Origin of the sequence: Corynebacterium sp. MSK122 (assembly GCF_030229435.2) — a bacterium.
Lineage (GTDB): Bacteria > Actinomycetota > Actinomycetes > Mycobacteriales > Mycobacteriaceae > Corynebacterium > Corynebacterium marquesiae.
Genome location: NZ_JASPHV020000001.1, coordinates 68,407 through 84,195 on the forward strand (window position 1 = coordinate 68,407; position 15,789 = coordinate 84,195).

The following is a 15,789-nucleotide window of genomic DNA, read 5'->3' on the forward strand; positions in this document are numbered from 1 at the left end:
TCCAATGTGCAATCGATTGCACCCAGGAGGGCCGGACACCGGCTCACACGCCCAAACCAAGGAGGACAGCATGGCCGGAACCACGCTCAAGGACGTGGCCGCTGCTGCCGGAGTATCCATTTCTACCGCGTCCCGCTCACTCTCGGGCAACCCAGCCATCTCGGAGTCCACGCGCCAACGCGTCAAGGATACGGCTATCAAGCTCAACTATAGGCCCAATGCTCAAGCCCGGGCATTGCGCAGCTCCCGCTCCAATGCCATCGGCCTGGTTATCCCCAGCCTGGACAATGCCTACTTCGCCGCGATGGCCGCAGCCATCGAAGAAGCCGCCGATAAGCAAGGCCTAGCCACGATGATCACCAGTTGCGGCGAGGATCCACAGCGGCTGGTCAAGGCGCTCGATGCCCTCATGGAACGCCAGGTGGACGGCATTATCGCCGTACCGCTCGAAGGCGCCGAAGAAGCACTCGAGCAGGCGCGCAGCTACCGTCCACTCGTGCTCATTGACCGCGCCCTGGGCCAAATTCCTGCAGTGCTCTCAGACCCGCACACGGGAATGCAACAGGCCGTGGAACAGCTCAAGGGGAAGGGGCACACGCACATCGGCTACCTGTCCGGGCCGCAGGAAACCTCCACCGGCCGCCAGCGCCTCCACGCATTCAAGGCCGCCACCCGCGGTATGCCTACCCATATCCACCACGGCAGCTATCGCCACCGCGAGGGCTATAAGGGTGCTATCGCACTCCTGCAGGAAGGCGTCACCGCGCTCATTGCCGGAGATTCCATGATGACGGCCGGCGCGCTGGAGGCCTGTCATAATGCGGGCAAGCGCATCGGAGAAGAAATCGCGCTCGTCGGCTTCGATGATTTCATCTACCTGCGCTTCCAACCCTTCCCTATCTCAGTGGTAGACCAAGATGTGGCCAGAATGGGCGAGACCGCCACGGCCAAGCTCATCGCGGCCATCAATGATAAGCACCAACCGGAAGGCGAGGTGCTAGAAACCCGCTACATCCCGCGCATGTCCACCGCCCACCGACTCGATGGGACCACGCCATGAGTGACTGCGTTTTGCGCCTAGACAATGTCACCAAGTCCTTCGGACCGGTGGAGGTTATTAAGGGGGTAGACCTCACCGTCCGCCGCGGCCAGGTGCAGGCCTTGTTGGGTGAAAATGGCGCGGGAAAATCCACCCTCATCAAGATGATTGCCGGCGTGCACGAACCAGATTCCGGCCGCATCCTGGTAGATGGCACAGAGGTAAAAATCCCAGATACCAAAGCCTCTGAGGCGCTGGGCATCGCCACCATTCACCAAGAGCTCAACCTTGTGCCCACCATGTCCGTGGCCGAGAACATCATGCTCGGGCGCACCCCACGCCGCTTCGGGTTGGTCAATCGCAAGCACCTCAAGGCACAAGCCCAAGCGGCACTGCGCCTTATCGGCTTGGACGTGGACCTAGACATGCCGGTGGGTGAGCTGGGTGTGGCCAAGCAGCAGCTCGTAGAAATCGCCAAGGCACTGTCTATGAACGCGCGCATTCTCATCCTGGACGAGCCCACAGCCGCGCTCACCGGCAAGGAAGTTGATGCACTCTTTGCCGTGCTCGAGGAGCTCAAGGCCAAGGGCGTGGCCATGGTCTTTATCAGCCACCACCTGGAGGAGCTGGCGCGCATTGCAGAGACCATCAGCGTGCTGCGCGATGGCTCTTTCATCGCCGAGGTCCCAGCCGATACGGACGAAGACGAGCTGGTACGGCTCATGGTCGGCCGCGAGATTGACAATCAGTACCCGCGCGAGGTTCCGCCTGAGCGCGGTGAGGCCCTGCTGGAAGTCTCCGAGCTGACTTCCGCAGGCGCCTTTCACGACGTCACCTTCACCGTCCACGCCGGCGAAGTCGTCGGCCTCGCCGGGCTCGTAGGCGCCGGCCGCACCGAAATCATCCGCGCCATCGCGGGCGCTGACCCATACGATTCCGGCACCATCCGCGTCGACGGCACGCAGCTGCGCAGCGGCGATATCCGTGCCGCCATCCGCGCCGGCGTGGGTCATATCCCCGAAGACCGCAAGTCCCAAGCGCTAGTTCTAGATGCCTCCGTGGGCGATAACCTCGGCTTCGCCACCCTCTACCCCACCGCTAAGGCAGGGCTGGCAGACCGCAGCGGCCAACGCCGCCGCGCCGGTGACGTAGCAGAGAAGCTGCGCATTCGCATGGCCGATCTCTCCCAGCCCATTCGGAACCTTTCCGGCGGCAACCAACAAAAGGCGGTCTTTGGCCGCTGGGTATTGGCCGGCTCCAAGGTCCTCCTCCTCGATGAGCCCACCCGCGGCGTCGACGTCGGCGCCAAGGTAGAGATTTACAACATCATCAATGAGGTCACCGCGGCCGGCGGCGCCGTTCTCATGGCCTCTTCTGATCTGCCCGAGGTGCTCGGTATGTCCGACCGCATCCTCGTCATGTCCGGCGGCCAACTCGCCGGCCAGCTCCCCAAGGACTCCACTCAAGACGAGGTCATGGCCTTTGCCGTATCTAACGTGACCTCCGCTACCTCTGCCTCTGCTGCCGCACCTGCCGGCACCAACCCCAAGGATGAAGCATGACCAAGAATCGAGTAGTTAACTGGGCGATGAATAATGGCGCGCTCGTCGGCCTCATTGCCCTGTGCATCGCGCTGTTTATCGCTACGCCATACTTCCTTACCGTGGCGAACCTGCTCAATATCGGCATCCAGGCCGCCACGGTGGCCATCTTGGCCTTCGGCATGACCTTTGTCATCGTCACTGCCGGCATCGACCTCTCAGTGGGCTCGGTCGCCGCGCTCGGCGCCATGGTCTCTGCCTATATGTTCTCCACCGCGGGGCTGCCTGGCTGGCTTACCCTGCTCCTCGGCCTTTTCGTGGGCGCGCTGGCCGGAGCCATCTGCGGCATGGCCACCGCGTGGGGCAAGATCCCCTCTTTCATCGCGACGCTGGCCATGATGTCCATCGCCCGTGGCCTCACCCTGGTCATCTCCCAGGGCTCGCCGATTGAAACCGCGCCAGCCGTTAACGCCTTTGGCGGCGATATCGCAGGCTTCCCCGTGCCCATCATCATGATGGTGATCGCTGGACTCATCTGCTGGTTCATCCTTGAGCGCACGGTACTCGGCCGTTCCATGTATGCCATCGGCGGCAACCTGGAGGCCGCCCGGCTCTCGGGCTTGCCGGTCAAACGCATCCAGATCGCCGTCTTCGCGCTCTCCGGCTTCTTCGCCGCCTGGGCCGGCATGGTCATGGCCGGCCGCCTCGAATCCGCCCAGCCGCAGGCCGGCACCGGCTACGAGCTCGATGCTATTGCGGCCGTCGTCATCGGCGGCGCCTCACTCTCCGGTGGTCAGGGGAAGGCTACTGGCACTCTAGTCGGCGCGATCTTGCTAGCGGTCATCCGCAATGGCTTGAACCTGCTCAACGTCTCCTCCTTCTGGCAGCAGATCGTCATCGGCCTAGTCATCGCGCTGGCCGTCGGCTTCGACGTCATCCGCAATAAGACGGCCAACTAAGGAGCACCCGCCATGAAAAAGCTCATCGCCACCCTCCTCGTGCCGGCCCTCGCGCTGGGCCTTGCCTCGTGCAATCGCTCGGAAGAAGACCGCAACCGCATTACTCTAGCGCTGTCCACGCAGACCAACCCCTTCTTCGTCGAACTGCGCCACGGCGCGCAGGATAAGGCCAAGGAACTCGGCGTTCCGCTCGATATCCAAGACGCCTCCGATGACCCCGCCCAGCAGGTCAATCAGCTGGGCAATGCCACCTCGATGGGCGCCAAGGTCGTCGTGGTCAACCCCACCGATTCCGATGCCGTAGCCCCAGCCGTGCGCGGCATCAAAAATGACGGCGTGCCCGTCATCGGCGTGGACCGCGACGTCAACGGCGTAGAACTGGATTCCATGGTGGCCTCCGATAACGTCGCCGGCGGCGCGCAGGCAGCAGATAAGCTCGCCGAGGCCATCGGGGAAACGGGCGATATCCTCATCCTGCAGGGCACCGCTGGTACCTCCGCCTCGCGCGAGCGCGGTAAGGGCTTTGAAGAGCAGATTGCGAAGTATGGGGATATTCGGGTCGTCGGCAAGCAATCGGCGAATTTCGACCGCACGGAAGGCCTCAACGTCGCCACCAACCTGCTGCAGGCCAACCCGAATATCAAGGCCATCTTTGCAGAGAACGATGAAATGGCGCTCGGCGCGGTCGAAGCTTTGGGGGCACGGGCCGGCTCTGAGGTCAAGGTGGTGGCTTTTGACGGCACCTTCGATGGCCTCAAGGCGGTCAAAGATGGCAAGCTAGAAGCTACCATCGCCCAACAGCCCGCAGAGCTCGGTGCCCGCGCCATCGAACAAGCCGCAGCGCTCCTGCACGGTGGCGCGGCGGAGAAGAACGTCCCCGTCGAGGTCATCACCGTCACCCGCGACAATGTGGAGGATTTCCAATGAGCAAGCTAACCGTTGTCGGTTCCATCAATGCCGATCTCATCGTGCACGCCGAGCGCCACCCGCAACCCGGCGAGACCCTACTGGGCTCTGGCGGCGACATCTTGGCCGGGGGCAAAGGCGCTAACCAGGCTGTCGCGGCCGCACAGCTGGGCGCCACTGTGGCCTTCGTGGGCGCGGTCGGCTCCGATCCTTATGCCGAGCCTGCCATGCACTATATGCGCACCTCCGGCATCGATCTCGGCGCTGTGGAGCAGGCCGATACCAATACCGGTCTCGCCGTCATTACTGTCTCGGCCGATGGCGAGAACACCATCGTCATCTCCCCCGGTGCCAACGCGCTTGTCGACGCCCCCTTTGTCTCCTCCCGCGCTTCCACCATCGCCGATGCCGATGTAGTCCTCCTCCAGGGCGAAATCCCCGCCTCCGGTTTCCAGGCCGCGGTCGAGGCGGCCCAAGGCCGAGTGGTGGTCAACCTCGCGCCCGTGGTCAAGGTCGACCGTGACTCGCTTCTGCAGGCCAATCCCCTACTAGCCAATGAACACGAGGCCGGGCTCATCTTGGACCAGCTCGGGCTGCCATCTGAAGGCGCCCCGCGCGAGCTCGCCCACCGCCTAGTAGAGGCCGGCTTCCGGTCCGTCGTGCTGACCCTCGGCGCCCACGGCGCCTACGTAGCCACCCCGGAGGGCGGCACGGATATCCCCACCCCGCGCGTGACTGCCGTGGATACCACCGGCGCCGGCGATGCCTTCGCAGGTGCCTTCTGCGCCCAGCTCCTCACCGGTGCCTCGCTTGTCGATGCCGCCACTTTCGCCGCCCGCGTCGGCGCCTTCGCCGCCACCGGCAACGGCGCGCAACCGTCCTACCCCACCACCGAATCCGCCCTGCCGGAGGTCACCGATGCGTAAATCCGGCCTGCTCAATCCCGCGCTCACCAGCGCCGTCGCACGCCTCGGGCACACCGATACCTTTGTCATCGCTGATTGCGGCCTTCCCATCCCCCACGATGTTCCCGTCATCGACCTCACGCTGACCTTCGGCATCCCCACCTTTGCCGATACCCTGGCCGCCCTCCTTGAGGAGGTCGTGGTCGAAGCCGGGACCATCGCCGATACCACCCCGCCCGAGGTGCGCTCCCTGCTTCCCGCGGTACCGCTTACCGAGGTCTCCCACGATGACCTCAAGCGCGAGGTCGCCCGCGCTTCCTTCGTCGTGCGTACCGGTTCCACGACGCCGTTTGCCAATGTCATCTTGCGCTCCGGCGTGCCCTTCTAGCATTCGTCGACGCTACAGCGCGGAAGACCAGAACTTCTTCCTCGCCCTACCCCATTTGAAGCAATTCCCCGCCCGAAAGTTTAAGGCGCTCTCTCCTCCACCCCACTGGATGCACCAGTACACAACAAGCACGTCTTGCCGAAAACCTCCGCGGTTGTGGCTAAAACGTGCTTGCCTCATTCACCCCCTGTTCCGAAGAGCTACTCTCCCAGCAGCTTGTCGCGCAGGTTCTTATCCTTCTGCTCGACCTCTTCGGCCATGTGCTTTTGGTAATCCACCATCTTGTCTTGGATGGCGGGATCGCCAGCGCCGAGGATGCGCGCAGCAAGCAGGCCAGCGTTTTTTGCACCGCCGATGGAGACGGTGGCTACCGGCACGCCACTGGGCATCTGCACGATGGATAGGAGGGAGTCGAGGCCATCGAGATCCTTCAGTGCGCGGGGGATACCGATGACCGGCAGCGGCGTGGCCGCGGCGACCATTCCTGGAAGATGCGCAGCACCGCCGGCGCAGGCGATAATCGCCTTCATCCCGCGGGTATGGGCTTCTTTCGCATAAGCCAGCATCTTTTCCGGGGTGCGGTGGGCGCTGACCACGCCGACCTCGAAGGGGATGCCGAAGTCCGCGAGGACCTGAGCGGCGGGTTCAACGGTGGGCCAATCGGAATCGGAGCCCATGATGATGCCTACGTGCGGTTGCATAATGTCCTTTCTACAGGCAGGAATTTAAGCCCATTTGGCGTGCACGAGGAAGTGTGCGGCCTGGCGGGCAATGGTCAGGGTCTCGTCGGTATCTTCACCAGTGACGTTGACGTGGCCAATCTTGCGGCCAGGGCGGTGATCCTTGCCATAGAGGTGAATCTTGGCCTGCGGATAGCGCTCCATTACTTCACGAACGCGCTCCGGCATAGGCATAGCGGGATCCTCGTCGGCACCTAGGACATTGGCCATCACGGTCACGGGCGCCAGCGTGTCGACTGCGCCCAAGGGGAGGTCGAGCACGGCGCGCAAGTGCTGCTCAAACTGCGAGGTGACACAGCCATCCTGGGTCCAGTGGCCGGTGTTATGCGGGCGCATGGCCAGTTCGTTGACGGAGATATCCTCGCCCTCGGGGCCGTCGAAGGCAAAGAGTTCGACGGCCAGCACACCGGTCACGCCGAGGGACTCGGCGATGGTGAGACCCAACTCGGAAGCGCGCTGGGCGAGTTCCGGTGCGAGGCCGGGGGCGGGAGCGATAGCCTCGGCACAAATACCGTTTTCCTGGCGGGACTGGGTAATCGGCCACACCTTAGCCTCGCCGGAAGGGCGACGGGCAACGAGGATGGAAAGCTCGCGGGTAAGTTCTACCTTTTCCTCTGCCATCAGCGGGGTTCCGGCCTCGAGTAGCTCGGAGACCAGCTCATAGCAATTTTCGGCCGTAGGGAACCACACGCCCTTGCCGTCGTATCCCCCACGGCGGGCCTTAAGGCACACGCGGCCATCGACGGCGTCGAAGAAGGCGCGGGCATCGGCCACCGAGTCAATGGCGGCAAAGCGCGGCACGGGAGCGCCAAGCGCGGCGAGCTTTTCCCGCATCTTGAGCTTGTCCTGCGCGTAAATAAGAGCGGTGGGCTGGGGCTGGACGTTAAATCCGGCGTCGATAAGCGCGGCGGAGTGCTCGTTGGGCACATGCTCATGCTCGAAGGTAATGGCATCCGCGTCCTCTGCCACGCCGCGCAGCTCCTCCAAGGAGGTGTAATCCCCCAGCACCACGTCCGGGGTGACCTGCGCGGCCGAGGAATCCGGCTTGCTAGCCAGAATCCGCAGGTGAATATCGAGTTCCGCGGCGGCCGGCTGCATCATGCGGGCCAGCTGGCCGTCGCCACAAACAGTTACAATAGGCTTTAAGTCACTCACGTCCCCCAATACTAGCCTGGATACTATGTTCACTCGTCATACCATCTTCCAAAACTCACTCATGACCGCTTTGCTGGACGGCATTTATGACGGCGAAATGACCATTTCAGAACTGCTAGGCAAGGGCAACTTCGGCCTAGGCACCTTTGATGGCCTCGACGGTGAGATGATCATCTTGGATGGCACCTGCTACCAACTGCGTGGCGATGGCTCCGCGCAGATTGCGGACTTGGATCAGCGCACGCCCTACGCGGTGGCCACGAACTTTGTCCCGCGCATTACTGCCGACGCCCCCGCGGGCCTGCGCCGCGATCAACTTTCCGAGTTTATCGATAAGCTCGAGCCCTCCGCTAACTACATGTACGCGGTGCGCATCGCGGGCACGTTCAAGGAGGTAACCACCCGCACGGTAGTCAAGCAAGAAAAGCCCTACCCTCCAATGTCCGAGGCCGTTGGCGGCGACAAGGAGCTGCATTTTAAGGACGTCGAGGGCATCATCGGCGGCTTCCGCACCCCCGTGTATGAAAAGGGAATCTCGGTACCAGGCTGCCACGTACACTTTATCGACGCCGCCCGCACCTCCGGTGGCCACGTGCTGGACTACGTAGTGGATAAGGCAACGGTTGAGCTCTGCCCCGCCTCCGACCTAGAGCTGCGCCTGCCGTTGACACAGGAATTCAGCCGCGCCAACCTCTCCCCCGAGGATCTAGATAGCCAGCTGCACACCACCGAGGTTAAAACCAAGGGCGATCATTGATAATCTCTGCCACGCGCTTGGGCTTGGCCACATTGGGAAAATACATCGCCCGGTCCCAGCCGTGAATCGCTAGGGACACCCCGCCCCGGCGCTTGCGGGCGCCGCGGATATCCTGCAGCGGAATCGAATCGATATTGCGGCCCTCGCGCGCGATGACGCGCCTATTAGTCACGATGAAGCGCTTGCGGCGAGCCTTATAAAGGGGAATGACAAAGCGCCAGATTCCCAGCAGTGCCCATACCACGACGAGGCCGTTGCGCAGCATCGGGTCTACCGCTTGGACATCGCACCAGCCGATGGCGATCCACAGCAGGCCGGTGATAAGGATGAGTTCGAGGAAGGGGAAAATCAGCGCGCGAAACGGCGCGGAGACATCCGCGCGCTTGACCTCACCTTGGCCCATCTTCATTAGTCCCATAGCTACGGATGCTACCTCGCGTGTCTACTGTTGTGGGCGCAGGTGCGTGACATCGCCTGCGGAGTAGTATTCGCCGGCGACCATGATGCGGCCGTCCTCGCCGATGCCATCGACGTGCCCGGTGACATCGCCGGACGGAGTCTCTAGGCGTACCTCTTGGCCCAGCGAGGAGCAGACTGCCCGGTAATCGCGCAGAAGCTGCGGATCTTGGTTCTCCCACTGCGCGATGCGGCGGCGCAGGTTCTTCAACACGGTAATGGTCAGCTCGGTACGGTCGGTATCGCGGCCTTCGAGCGCGAGCGAGGTGGCCTTTTCAATCGGTAGGCCCTCACGCGTCAGGGTGACATTGATGCCCATGCCTACGACGACGCGCGCAGAAGGTGCGGCACTACCTACGGCCTTATTGACCTCTGCTTTGTTGACTTCAGCTTTATTGACCTCAGCCTTATTAACCTCGGCCTTGCCTACCTCCACCTTGGTGAGCTCGGTCTTCGGCGCGGCTTTGAAAGCTTGGCCCACAGGACCGGCCTCGGCGAGGATGCCGCACAATTTATTGCCGTCGATGTGCACGTCGTTTGGCCATTTGAGCACGGTGCCCTCGATCGAATCGGTCACCGCAAGGCCCGCGGCCAGCGGCAAGGTGCCCAAGTGCTCGAGGGATTCCGGCAGCAAGAGCACGGAGAAGATTACCTGGGAGCCGGCCGGCGCGGTCCAAGTGCGACCGAGGCGGCCCTTGCCGGAAAGTTGTTCGTCGGCAAGTAGTACGGTGCCATCCGCAACGTTGGTGGCCTGCATCAAATCGGTATTGGTGGAGCCGGTCTTTTCCACGAAATCGATGGTGGTGAAATCGTCTGCCAGCGCGGTGCGAATGCGTTCCAAATCAAGTGCAGTCATAAGCTTCAAGGATACCGGCCACCAATGGTGCTAGTGTGTTGCGCATGGCAAAGGTCACTTTTGAAAAGGTCAACATCACCTACCCCGGTGCGAGCGCGCCCACGGTAAAGGACTTGGACCTCGATATCGCGGACGGCGAATTTCTGGTACTCGTTGGCCCTTCAGGTTGCGGCAAGTCCACCACGCTGCGCGCCTTGGCGGGTCTGGAACCTACATCCAGCGGCCGCATCACCATCGATGGCAAGGATGTGACCAACCTGGAACCGGGCGATCGCGATATCGCCATGGTTTTCCAGAACTACGCCCTCTATCCGCACCTGACGGTGGAGGAAAACATGGGCTTTGCATTGAAGCTCGCGAAGCTCCCCAAGTCCGAAATCAAGGCCAAGGTACACCAGGCGGCGGAAACGCTCGGCCTGACCGAGTACCTCAAGCGCAAGCCGAAAGATCTTTCGGGCGGTCAGCGTCAGCGAGTGGCCATGGGTCGGGCCATTGTGCGCGAGCCGAAGGCTTTCCTCATGGATGAGCCGCTTTCCAACCTGGATGCCAAGTTGCGCGTGCAGACCCGCGCGGAGTTGGCCAGCCTGCAGCAGCGCCTGGGTACGACGACGGTGTATGTCACCCACGACCAGGTGGAAGCTATGACCATGGGCGACCGCGTGGCGGTACTCAAGGACGGCGAGCTGCAGCAGGTAGCTCCGCCGCGCGAGCTTTATGACGCCCCCGCGAACGAATTCGTCGCCGGTTTCATCGGCTCGCCAGCCATGAATATCTTTGACTACAACGGTGGCCGCGTAGGTGTGCGCCCAGAAAAGATGTTTATCAATAAGGGACCGGTGGGCTTCCAAGGCGTCGTAGACATCGTGGAAGAGCTGGGCGTCGAGTCTTATGTCTACGTCACCGTGGGCGAAAACCGCTTTGTTGCTCGCGCCGAAGGCACCCCGCCACAGCGCGGCGAGGAGGTCGTACTGACTTTCAATCCACGCGAGGCCCACCGCTTCGATCCAGAAACGGGCCGCCGCATCGCGCAGGACTAGGCCCGCGAAGGGCGCTGGGCTACTGCGCCGCAGGTACGTAGTCCAACCTCCCGCCGCCCCTTTACTACCCCCATTTAGAGTTAAATAGGCCAAAATTATCCACCTTTTGGTTTCCGTATTTTAGGTTTAAAGAACCGAAAGTTTTCCGAAAGGTGAATTCCATGAAGAAATTCCTGCTTCGCACCACCGTTGCGACAACCGCAGTTTTGGCACTGGCCGGCTGTTCTTCTTCCTCCTCCGATTCCGCTGCGGGCGGTTCCTCCGAGGGCGGCGCGGATGCGCGCGGCCCCATCACCTTTGCCATGGGCAAAAATGACACGGACAAGGTAACCCCCATCATCGAAAAGTGGAACGAGCAGCACCCAGACGAGAAGGTCACCCTCAAGGAGCTGGCCGGTGAGGCCGATGCCCAGCGCGAAACCCTGGTGCAGTCCCTGCAGGCAGGCAGCGATGACTACGATGTCATGGCGCTGGACGTGGTATGGACCGCGGAGTTCGCCGCCAATCAGTGGCTCCAGCCGCTCAATGGCGACTTTGAAACCAATACGGATGATCTTTTGCCGGCCACCGTGGAGTCCGCTACCTATAACGATGTACTCTACGCCCTGCCGCAAAACACCAACGGACAGCTGCTTTTCCGCAATACCGAGCTCGCAGATAAGGCACCAGAGAAGTTTGCGGATCTTAAGTCCGCGTGTGAGGCACTGGACAAGGGCAAGAACTGCCTGACCACCCAGTTCAAGCAGTACGAGGGCCTAGCGCTCAACACCGCTGACTTTATGGAAGGCTGGGGCGGCTCCGTCCTGGATAAGGACGGCAACGTGACCGTGGATTCCCAGGAGGCCAAGGACGGCCTGCAGGCCATGGTGGATGCCTACAAGGAGGAGACCATTTCCAAGGACTCCACCGCCGCCACCGAAGAAGAAACCAATATGGCCTTCACCGAAGGCAAGACCGCCTTCGCCATGAACTGGCCATATATGTACTCCAATGCGGTTGACGCCGGCATCGACGTCGAGGTTCAGGCCCCGCTGGGCAAGGACGGCGTAGGCGTGTCCACGCTGGGCGGCTATAACAACGGCATCAATATCAACTCCAAGAATAAGGGCACCGCGCTCGACTTCATGAAGTTCATCATCAACGAGGACAACCAGAAGTCCTTCGCGGAGCAATCCTTCCCGCCGGTCTTGGCTTCCATCTACGATGACCCGCAGCTGCAGCAGGAATTCCCGTACCTGCCGGCACTGAAGGAATCTCTGGAGAACGCAGCACCGCGTCCGGTTTCCCCGTTCTACTCGGCGATTTCTAAGGCCATCCAAGACAATGCCTACGCCGCATTGACGGATGGCAAGTCGGTGGATGATGCCACCGCCGATATGAAGGCGGCCATCGAATCGGCCTCCCAGGGCTAAACGCCCAATCCGGGTGAGGTAGGCGGGCACACCGCCGCCTCACCCTTTGTGGTTTTCACTCCCCTAATGGGGATAGAATCGAGCCAATACTTAGCATTTCTTGAACAGAAAGGCGGTCCAGCGTGGCTATAGCTTCGCCGACTGCGTCCAAGGGGGCGCCAAAGGGAGCGTCGGCAAGCGCGCCGAAGCCCCAGCGCAAGAATTATGGGCGCGTGGCCGGGCTGATTGCTCCGGCGCTCATCGTGCTCGCCGTAATCATCGGCTACCCCATCATCCGCGCCATTGTCCTGTCCTTCCAAGGCAATAGGCAGCTCAACCCGCAAACGGGGCTTTTTGAGGAGGGCGGCTTTGCCGGGCTGGAAAATTACCTGTACTGGATTAATAACCGGTGTGTTTCCGGCACTGGCCAGATTTCTACCTGCCCGCCGGGCGTTATCGCCACGGACTTTTGGCCGGCGGTAAAGATTACGCTCTTTTTCACCATCGTTACCGTGCTACTGGAGACCATCCTGGGCATGCTGATGGCGCTCATTATGAATGGTGAGTACCGCGGCCGCGGCCTGGTGCGCGCTGCGGTACTTATTCCCTGGGCCATTCCTACGGCCGTCACGGCCAAGCTATGGCAGTTCATGTTCGCCCCGGAGGGCATCATCAACTCGCTGCTTGGTGCGAACATTGCTTGGACCACGGATCCCTTCTATGCTCGCCTGGCTGTCATCATCGCGGACGTATGGAAGACAGCACCATTCATGGCGCTGCTCATCCTGGCCGGACTGCAGATGATTCCGAAGGACGTTTATGATGCCGCTCGCGTGGACGGCGCCAACCGTATCCAGGCTTTCTTCCGCATCACCCTCCCGCTGGTGCGCCCAGCACTCATGGTGGCGGTGCTCTTCCGTACTCTAGACGCTCTGCGCATGTATGACCTCCCGGCCATCATGATTTCTAGCTCCTCCAACTCCCCCACCGCGACCATTTCCCAGCTGGTGGTAGAGGACATGCGCCAAGGCAACTTCAACTCCGCCTCCGCGCTTTCCACCCTTATTTTCCTCCTCATCTTCGTCGTCGCCTTTATCCTCATCCGCTTCCTTGGCGCGGATGTCTCCGGCAGGAAGGCAGCTAAATAATGCGTAAATTCGGACACTACGCCGGCATCATTTTCATCATGTTCTGGGGACTAGCTCCCTTTTACTGGATGCTGGTGACGGCGCTGCGAGATCAGCGATTCACCTTCGATACCACCCCGTGGCCCACCCACGTAACGCTGGATAATTTCCGCGATGCCTTGGCTACCGATAAGGGAAATGACTTCTTGGCGGCGCTGGGAAACTCGCTGCTTATCTCCCTTGTGACCACCGCTGTGGCCGTGCTCATCGGCGTCTTTACCGCCTATGCGCTCTCCCGTTATGACTTCCCTGGTAAGGGAATCGTCACCGGCATTATCCTGGCCGCCTCCATGTTCCCGGCCATTGCCTTGGTCACCCCACTCTTCCAGCTCTTTGGCAACCTGGAATGGATTGGTACCTACCGCGCGATGATCATCCCCAATATTTCCTTCGCGCTACCGCTTACGGTCTACACGCTGCTGAGCTTTTTCCGTCAGCTGCCCTGGGAACTGGAGGAAGCAGCCCGGGTGGATGGCGCCTCGCGCTCCCAGGCTTTCCGCCTCATCCTCCTCCCTCTGGCGGCGCCGGCGCTATTTACCACCGCAATCATCGCTTTTATCACCACGTGGAATGAGTTCATGCTGGCCAAGCAGCTTTCCACTACCGATACCGAGCCGGTGACCGTAGCCATCGCACGATTTTCCGGCCCGTCCGCTTTCGAGTACCCCTATGCCGCCACCATGGCCGCCGGCGCATTGGTGACCATCCCATTGGTCATCATGGTGCTCATCTTCCAGCACCGCATCGTCGCCGGCCTGACCGCTGGCGGTGTCAAGGCCTAATGCGCCGGGCCATGCTGTGGGATACCGCCTTAGGCTTCCTCGGATTCTTTAGCGTCCTCGCGGTTATCCAAGCTGTACTCAATCTCTCCCATGACTCCCCCGCCCTCTGGCCCGGCCTCCTGGCCGGTGCCCTGTGCCTCCTTACCTATCTGACCTGGCGGGCGAAAAGAAAGGACCTCTCATGAGCTGGTACCACAATGCCATCTTCTACCAGGCCCTCGTCGGCTCCTTCAAGGCCGATGGCGATAAGGAGGTAGGCACGCTACGTGGGGTCATCGATAAGCTGGATTACCTACAATGGCTCGGCGTGGACTGCCTGTGGCTCTCGCCTTTTTATGCCAGCCCCTTGCGCGATGATGGCTACGATATCGCAGACTACTACTCCATCCATCCGGATTACGGCACGATGGAAGACTTTGAAGAGCTCATTGCGCAGCTGCACCGCCGCGGCATGCGCATTATGACGGACCTAGCGCTCAATCACACCAGCTCCGATCACCCATGGTTTCAGGCCTCCCGCACGGATCCCACCGGACCCTATGGCGATTTCTATGTTTGGGGCGATGACCCAGAGCGCTATCCCGAAATCCGTGTCATTTTCACCGACGTGGAAACCTCCAATTGGACCTGGGATGACAAGCGCGGCCAGTATTACTTCCACCGCTTCTACTCCCACCAGCCGGATTTGAACTACGACAACCCGGCCGTGCAGGAGGAAGTATTCAAGATCTTGTCCTTCTGGATGGACAAGGGTTTGGACGGCCTGCGCCTCGATGCCATTGCATATCTCTTTGAGCGCGATGGTGTAGGCGGCGAGTCCCTGCCGGAAACAATCGAGTTTGTGGAGAAGATTCGCTCCTTCATGGACACCCACTACCCGGATGCGGTGCTCATCGCGGAGGCCAACCAGCCTCCGGCCGAAACCATGCAGTTCTATGGCAAGGGCGAGCGCTTCCACATGGTCTTCAACTTCCCGGTTATGCCGCGGTTGTACCAATCATTGGCGCTTGGCGACGCCACCCCGGTCTACTCCATCCTCGACGAACTGCCCCAGCTTCCGGAAGGCTGCCAATGGGGTACCTTCCTGCGCAATCACGATGAGCTCACCCTGGAGATGGTGGACGATGACGTGCGCGAGCTGATGTATGAAGCTTTCCTCCCCGATGATGAAATGCGCGCCCATGTGGGCATTGCCCGCCGGCTGATGCCGCTGATGAATGGCGATCGCCGCAAGGTGGAGCTCATGTTCTCGCTGCTGATGACCCTGCCGGGCGCACCGTTTATCTACTACGGCGATGAGATTGGCATGCTCGATGACACCACGCTCCCGGACCGCTATGCGGTGCGCACCCCGATGCAGTGGGACGATTCCGAACACGCCGGTTTCAGCATCAACGCACCATCCCGGCTGCCGGTTGTAGGCGGAACGTCTGTGGCCGCCCAGATTGAGGACGCTGCCTCGTTGCTCAATACCGTCCGCTCTATGATCGCCCAGCGCCATGCCCACCCTGATCTCGGCACCGCACCGTGTGAGCCGGTCGAGACCGGCGAAGCAGCGATCCTTGGCTACCAGCGCGGTGATCTGCTGTGCCTGCATAACTTCGGCGATCGCTCCATCGACCTCGGACCGGTGGAGCTTGGCCCTTATGGCTACGCCTGGCTACCGGCTTAAGTTCTTAGCCTCATCACC

The 15,789-nt window shown here is 61.3% G+C and carries 17 protein-coding genes; 13 read left to right on the forward strand and 4 right to left on the reverse strand.

Annotated features, from left to right (window positions below; genetic code table 11):
* Nucleotides 1-70: 70 nt before the first annotated feature.
* From QP934_RS00310 to rbsD, 6 genes are read left to right on the forward strand one after another with little or no spacing between them, the layout of a single operon-like run.
* On the forward strand, nt 71-1,060 hold the full coding sequence (locus QP934_RS00310; protein WP_419126482.1) for a LacI family DNA-binding transcriptional regulator: 990 nt from the start codon (nt 71-73) through the stop codon (nt 1,058-1,060).
* A complete protein-coding gene (locus tag QP934_RS00315) occupies nt 1,057-2,601 on the forward strand; it encodes a sugar ABC transporter ATP-binding protein (protein ID WP_419126483.1) in 1,545 nt (514 codons plus the stop codon). The genes QP934_RS00310 and QP934_RS00315 overlap by 4 nt, the downstream gene beginning before the upstream one ends.
* Nucleotides 2,598-3,539: an ABC transporter permease gene (locus QP934_RS00320; RefSeq protein ID WP_337887990.1), complete on the forward strand. Its 942-nt coding sequence runs from the start codon at nt 2,598-2,600 to the stop codon at nt 3,537-3,539. Before QP934_RS00315 ends, QP934_RS00320 begins: the two co-directional genes overlap by 4 nt.
* 12 nt (nt 3,540-3,551) lie before the next feature.
* Nucleotides 3,552-4,466 (forward strand): substrate-binding domain-containing protein, encoded by a 915-nt coding sequence (locus tag QP934_RS00325; RefSeq protein WP_419126484.1) that lies wholly within the window; start codon nt 3,552-3,554, stop codon nt 4,464-4,466.
* Nucleotides 4,463-5,371 (forward strand): ribokinase, encoded by a 909-nt coding sequence (locus QP934_RS00330; protein ID WP_005322518.1) that lies wholly within the window; start codon nt 4,463-4,465, stop codon nt 5,369-5,371. The genes QP934_RS00325 and QP934_RS00330 overlap by 4 nt, the downstream gene beginning before the upstream one ends.
* Complete coding sequence (gene rbsD / locus QP934_RS00335) at nt 5,364-5,738, forward strand: D-ribose pyranase (protein WP_259885378.1); 375 nt, start codon at nt 5,364-5,366, stop codon at nt 5,736-5,738. Before QP934_RS00330 ends, rbsD begins: the two co-directional genes overlap by 8 nt.
* Nucleotides 5,739-5,938: 200 nt before the next feature.
* Here the strand turns inward: rbsD and purE are convergent, their stop codons facing one another.
* Nucleotides 5,939-6,439, reverse strand: coding sequence for a 5-(carboxyamino)imidazole ribonucleotide mutase (purE, locus tag QP934_RS00340; RefSeq protein ID WP_337887992.1), 501 nt, complete (start codon nt 6,437-6,439; stop codon nt 5,939-5,941).
* Nucleotides 6,440-6,463: 24 nt separating this feature from the next.
* Nucleotides 6,464-7,579, reverse strand: a complete 1,116-nt coding sequence (locus QP934_RS00345) for a 5-(carboxyamino)imidazole ribonucleotide synthase (protein WP_419126567.1) — start codon at nt 7,577-7,579, stop codon at nt 6,464-6,466.
* A 79-nt stretch (nt 7,580-7,658) separates the two neighbouring features.
* Here QP934_RS00345 and budA point away from each other — a divergent pair, with 79 nt between their 5' ends.
* Nucleotides 7,659-8,390 carry an acetolactate decarboxylase gene (gene budA / locus QP934_RS00350; RefSeq protein ID WP_340419279.1) on the forward strand — a complete coding sequence of 244 codons (732 nt, stop codon included), beginning with the start codon at nt 7,659-7,661 and terminating at the stop codon, nt 8,388-8,390.
* Here the strand turns inward: budA and QP934_RS00355 are convergent.
* Nucleotides 8,368-8,808 (reverse strand): hypothetical protein, encoded by a 441-nt coding sequence (locus tag QP934_RS00355; RefSeq protein ID WP_419126485.1) that lies wholly within the window; start codon nt 8,806-8,808, stop codon nt 8,368-8,370. The genes budA and QP934_RS00355 overlap by 23 nt on opposite strands.
* Nucleotides 8,809-8,832: 24 nt before the next feature.
* The gene (locus QP934_RS00360; protein ID WP_419126486.1) at nt 8,833-9,702 is read right to left on the reverse strand and encodes a biotin--[acetyl-CoA-carboxylase] ligase; all 870 of its coding nucleotides are present in this window, start codon (nt 9,700-9,702) and stop codon (nt 8,833-8,835) included.
* 44 nt (nt 9,703-9,746) lie between these two features.
* Here QP934_RS00360 and QP934_RS00365 point away from each other — a divergent pair, with 44 nt between their 5' ends.
* The 6 genes from QP934_RS00365 (at nt 9,747) to QP934_RS00390 (ending at nt 15,771) form a co-directional block, all read left to right on the forward strand.
* A complete protein-coding gene (locus QP934_RS00365; protein ID WP_419126487.1) occupies nt 9,747-10,739 on the forward strand; it encodes an ABC transporter ATP-binding protein in 993 nt (330 codons plus the stop codon).
* Between the two features lie 161 nt (nt 10,740-10,900).
* Nucleotides 10,901-12,151, forward strand: coding sequence for an ABC transporter substrate-binding protein (locus QP934_RS00370; protein ID WP_337887995.1), 1,251 nt, complete (start codon nt 10,901-10,903; stop codon nt 12,149-12,151).
* Between the two features lie 122 nt (nt 12,152-12,273).
* Nucleotides 12,274-13,278 carry a carbohydrate ABC transporter permease gene (locus tag QP934_RS00375; RefSeq protein WP_419126488.1) on the forward strand — a complete coding sequence of 335 codons (1,005 nt, stop codon included), beginning with the start codon at nt 12,274-12,276 and terminating at the stop codon, nt 13,276-13,278.
* Nucleotides 13,278-14,099, forward strand: a complete 822-nt coding sequence (locus tag QP934_RS00380; RefSeq protein WP_005326715.1) for a carbohydrate ABC transporter permease — start codon at nt 13,278-13,280, stop codon at nt 14,097-14,099. The genes QP934_RS00375 and QP934_RS00380 overlap by 1 nt, the downstream gene beginning before the upstream one ends.
* Nucleotides 14,099-14,284, forward strand: a complete 186-nt coding sequence (locus QP934_RS00385; protein ID WP_419126489.1) for a hypothetical protein — start codon at nt 14,099-14,101, stop codon at nt 14,282-14,284. Before QP934_RS00380 ends, QP934_RS00385 begins: the two co-directional genes overlap by 1 nt.
* Entirely contained in the window at nt 14,281-15,771 is a 1,491-nt protein-coding gene (locus QP934_RS00390; protein WP_419126490.1) for an alpha-amylase family protein, read from the forward strand. Before QP934_RS00385 ends, QP934_RS00390 begins: the two co-directional genes overlap by 4 nt.
* The last annotated feature ends 18 nt before the right edge of the window (nt 15,772-15,789 follow it).

Bases quoted from the DNA above. Each gene is read 5' to 3' on its own strand.
- QP934_RS00310 (WP_419126482.1), top strand. From the start codon at position 71: ATGGCCGGAACCACGCTCAAGGACGTGGCCGCTGCTGCCGGAGTATCC.
- QP934_RS00315 (WP_419126483.1), top strand. From the start codon at position 1,057: ATGAGTGACTGCGTTTTGCGCCTAGACAATGTCACCAAGTCCTTCGGA.
- QP934_RS00320 (WP_337887990.1), top strand. From the start codon at position 2,598: ATGACCAAGAATCGAGTAGTTAACTGGGCGATGAATAATGGCGCGCTC.
- QP934_RS00325 (WP_419126484.1), top strand. From the start codon at position 3,552: ATGAAAAAGCTCATCGCCACCCTCCTCGTGCCGGCCCTCGCGCTGGGC.
- QP934_RS00330 (WP_005322518.1), top strand. From the start codon at position 4,463: ATGAGCAAGCTAACCGTTGTCGGTTCCATCAATGCCGATCTCATCGTG.
- rbsD (WP_259885378.1), top strand. From the start codon at position 5,364: ATGCGTAAATCCGGCCTGCTCAATCCCGCGCTCACCAGCGCCGTCGCA.
- purE (WP_337887992.1), bottom strand. From the start codon at position 6,439: ATGCAACCGCACGTAGGCATCATCATGGGCTCCGATTCCGATTGGCCC.
- QP934_RS00345 (WP_419126567.1), bottom strand. From the start codon at position 7,579: ATGATGCAGCCGGCCGCCGCGGAACTCGATATTCACCTGCGGATTCTG.
- budA (WP_340419279.1), top strand. From the start codon at position 7,659: ATGTTCACTCGTCATACCATCTTCCAAAACTCACTCATGACCGCTTTG.
- QP934_RS00355 (WP_419126485.1), bottom strand. From the start codon at position 8,808: ATGGGACTAATGAAGATGGGCCAAGGTGAGGTCAAGCGCGCGGATGTC.
- QP934_RS00360 (WP_419126486.1), bottom strand. From the start codon at position 9,702: ATGACTGCACTTGATTTGGAACGCATTCGCACCGCGCTGGCAGACGAT.
- QP934_RS00365 (WP_419126487.1), top strand. From the start codon at position 9,747: ATGGCAAAGGTCACTTTTGAAAAGGTCAACATCACCTACCCCGGTGCG.
- QP934_RS00370 (WP_337887995.1), top strand. From the start codon at position 10,901: ATGAAGAAATTCCTGCTTCGCACCACCGTTGCGACAACCGCAGTTTTG.
- QP934_RS00380 (WP_005326715.1), top strand. From the start codon at position 13,278: ATGCGTAAATTCGGACACTACGCCGGCATCATTTTCATCATGTTCTGG.
- QP934_RS00385 (WP_419126489.1), top strand. From the start codon at position 14,099: ATGCGCCGGGCCATGCTGTGGGATACCGCCTTAGGCTTCCTCGGATTC.
- QP934_RS00390 (WP_419126490.1), top strand. From the start codon at position 14,281: ATGAGCTGGTACCACAATGCCATCTTCTACCAGGCCCTCGTCGGCTCC.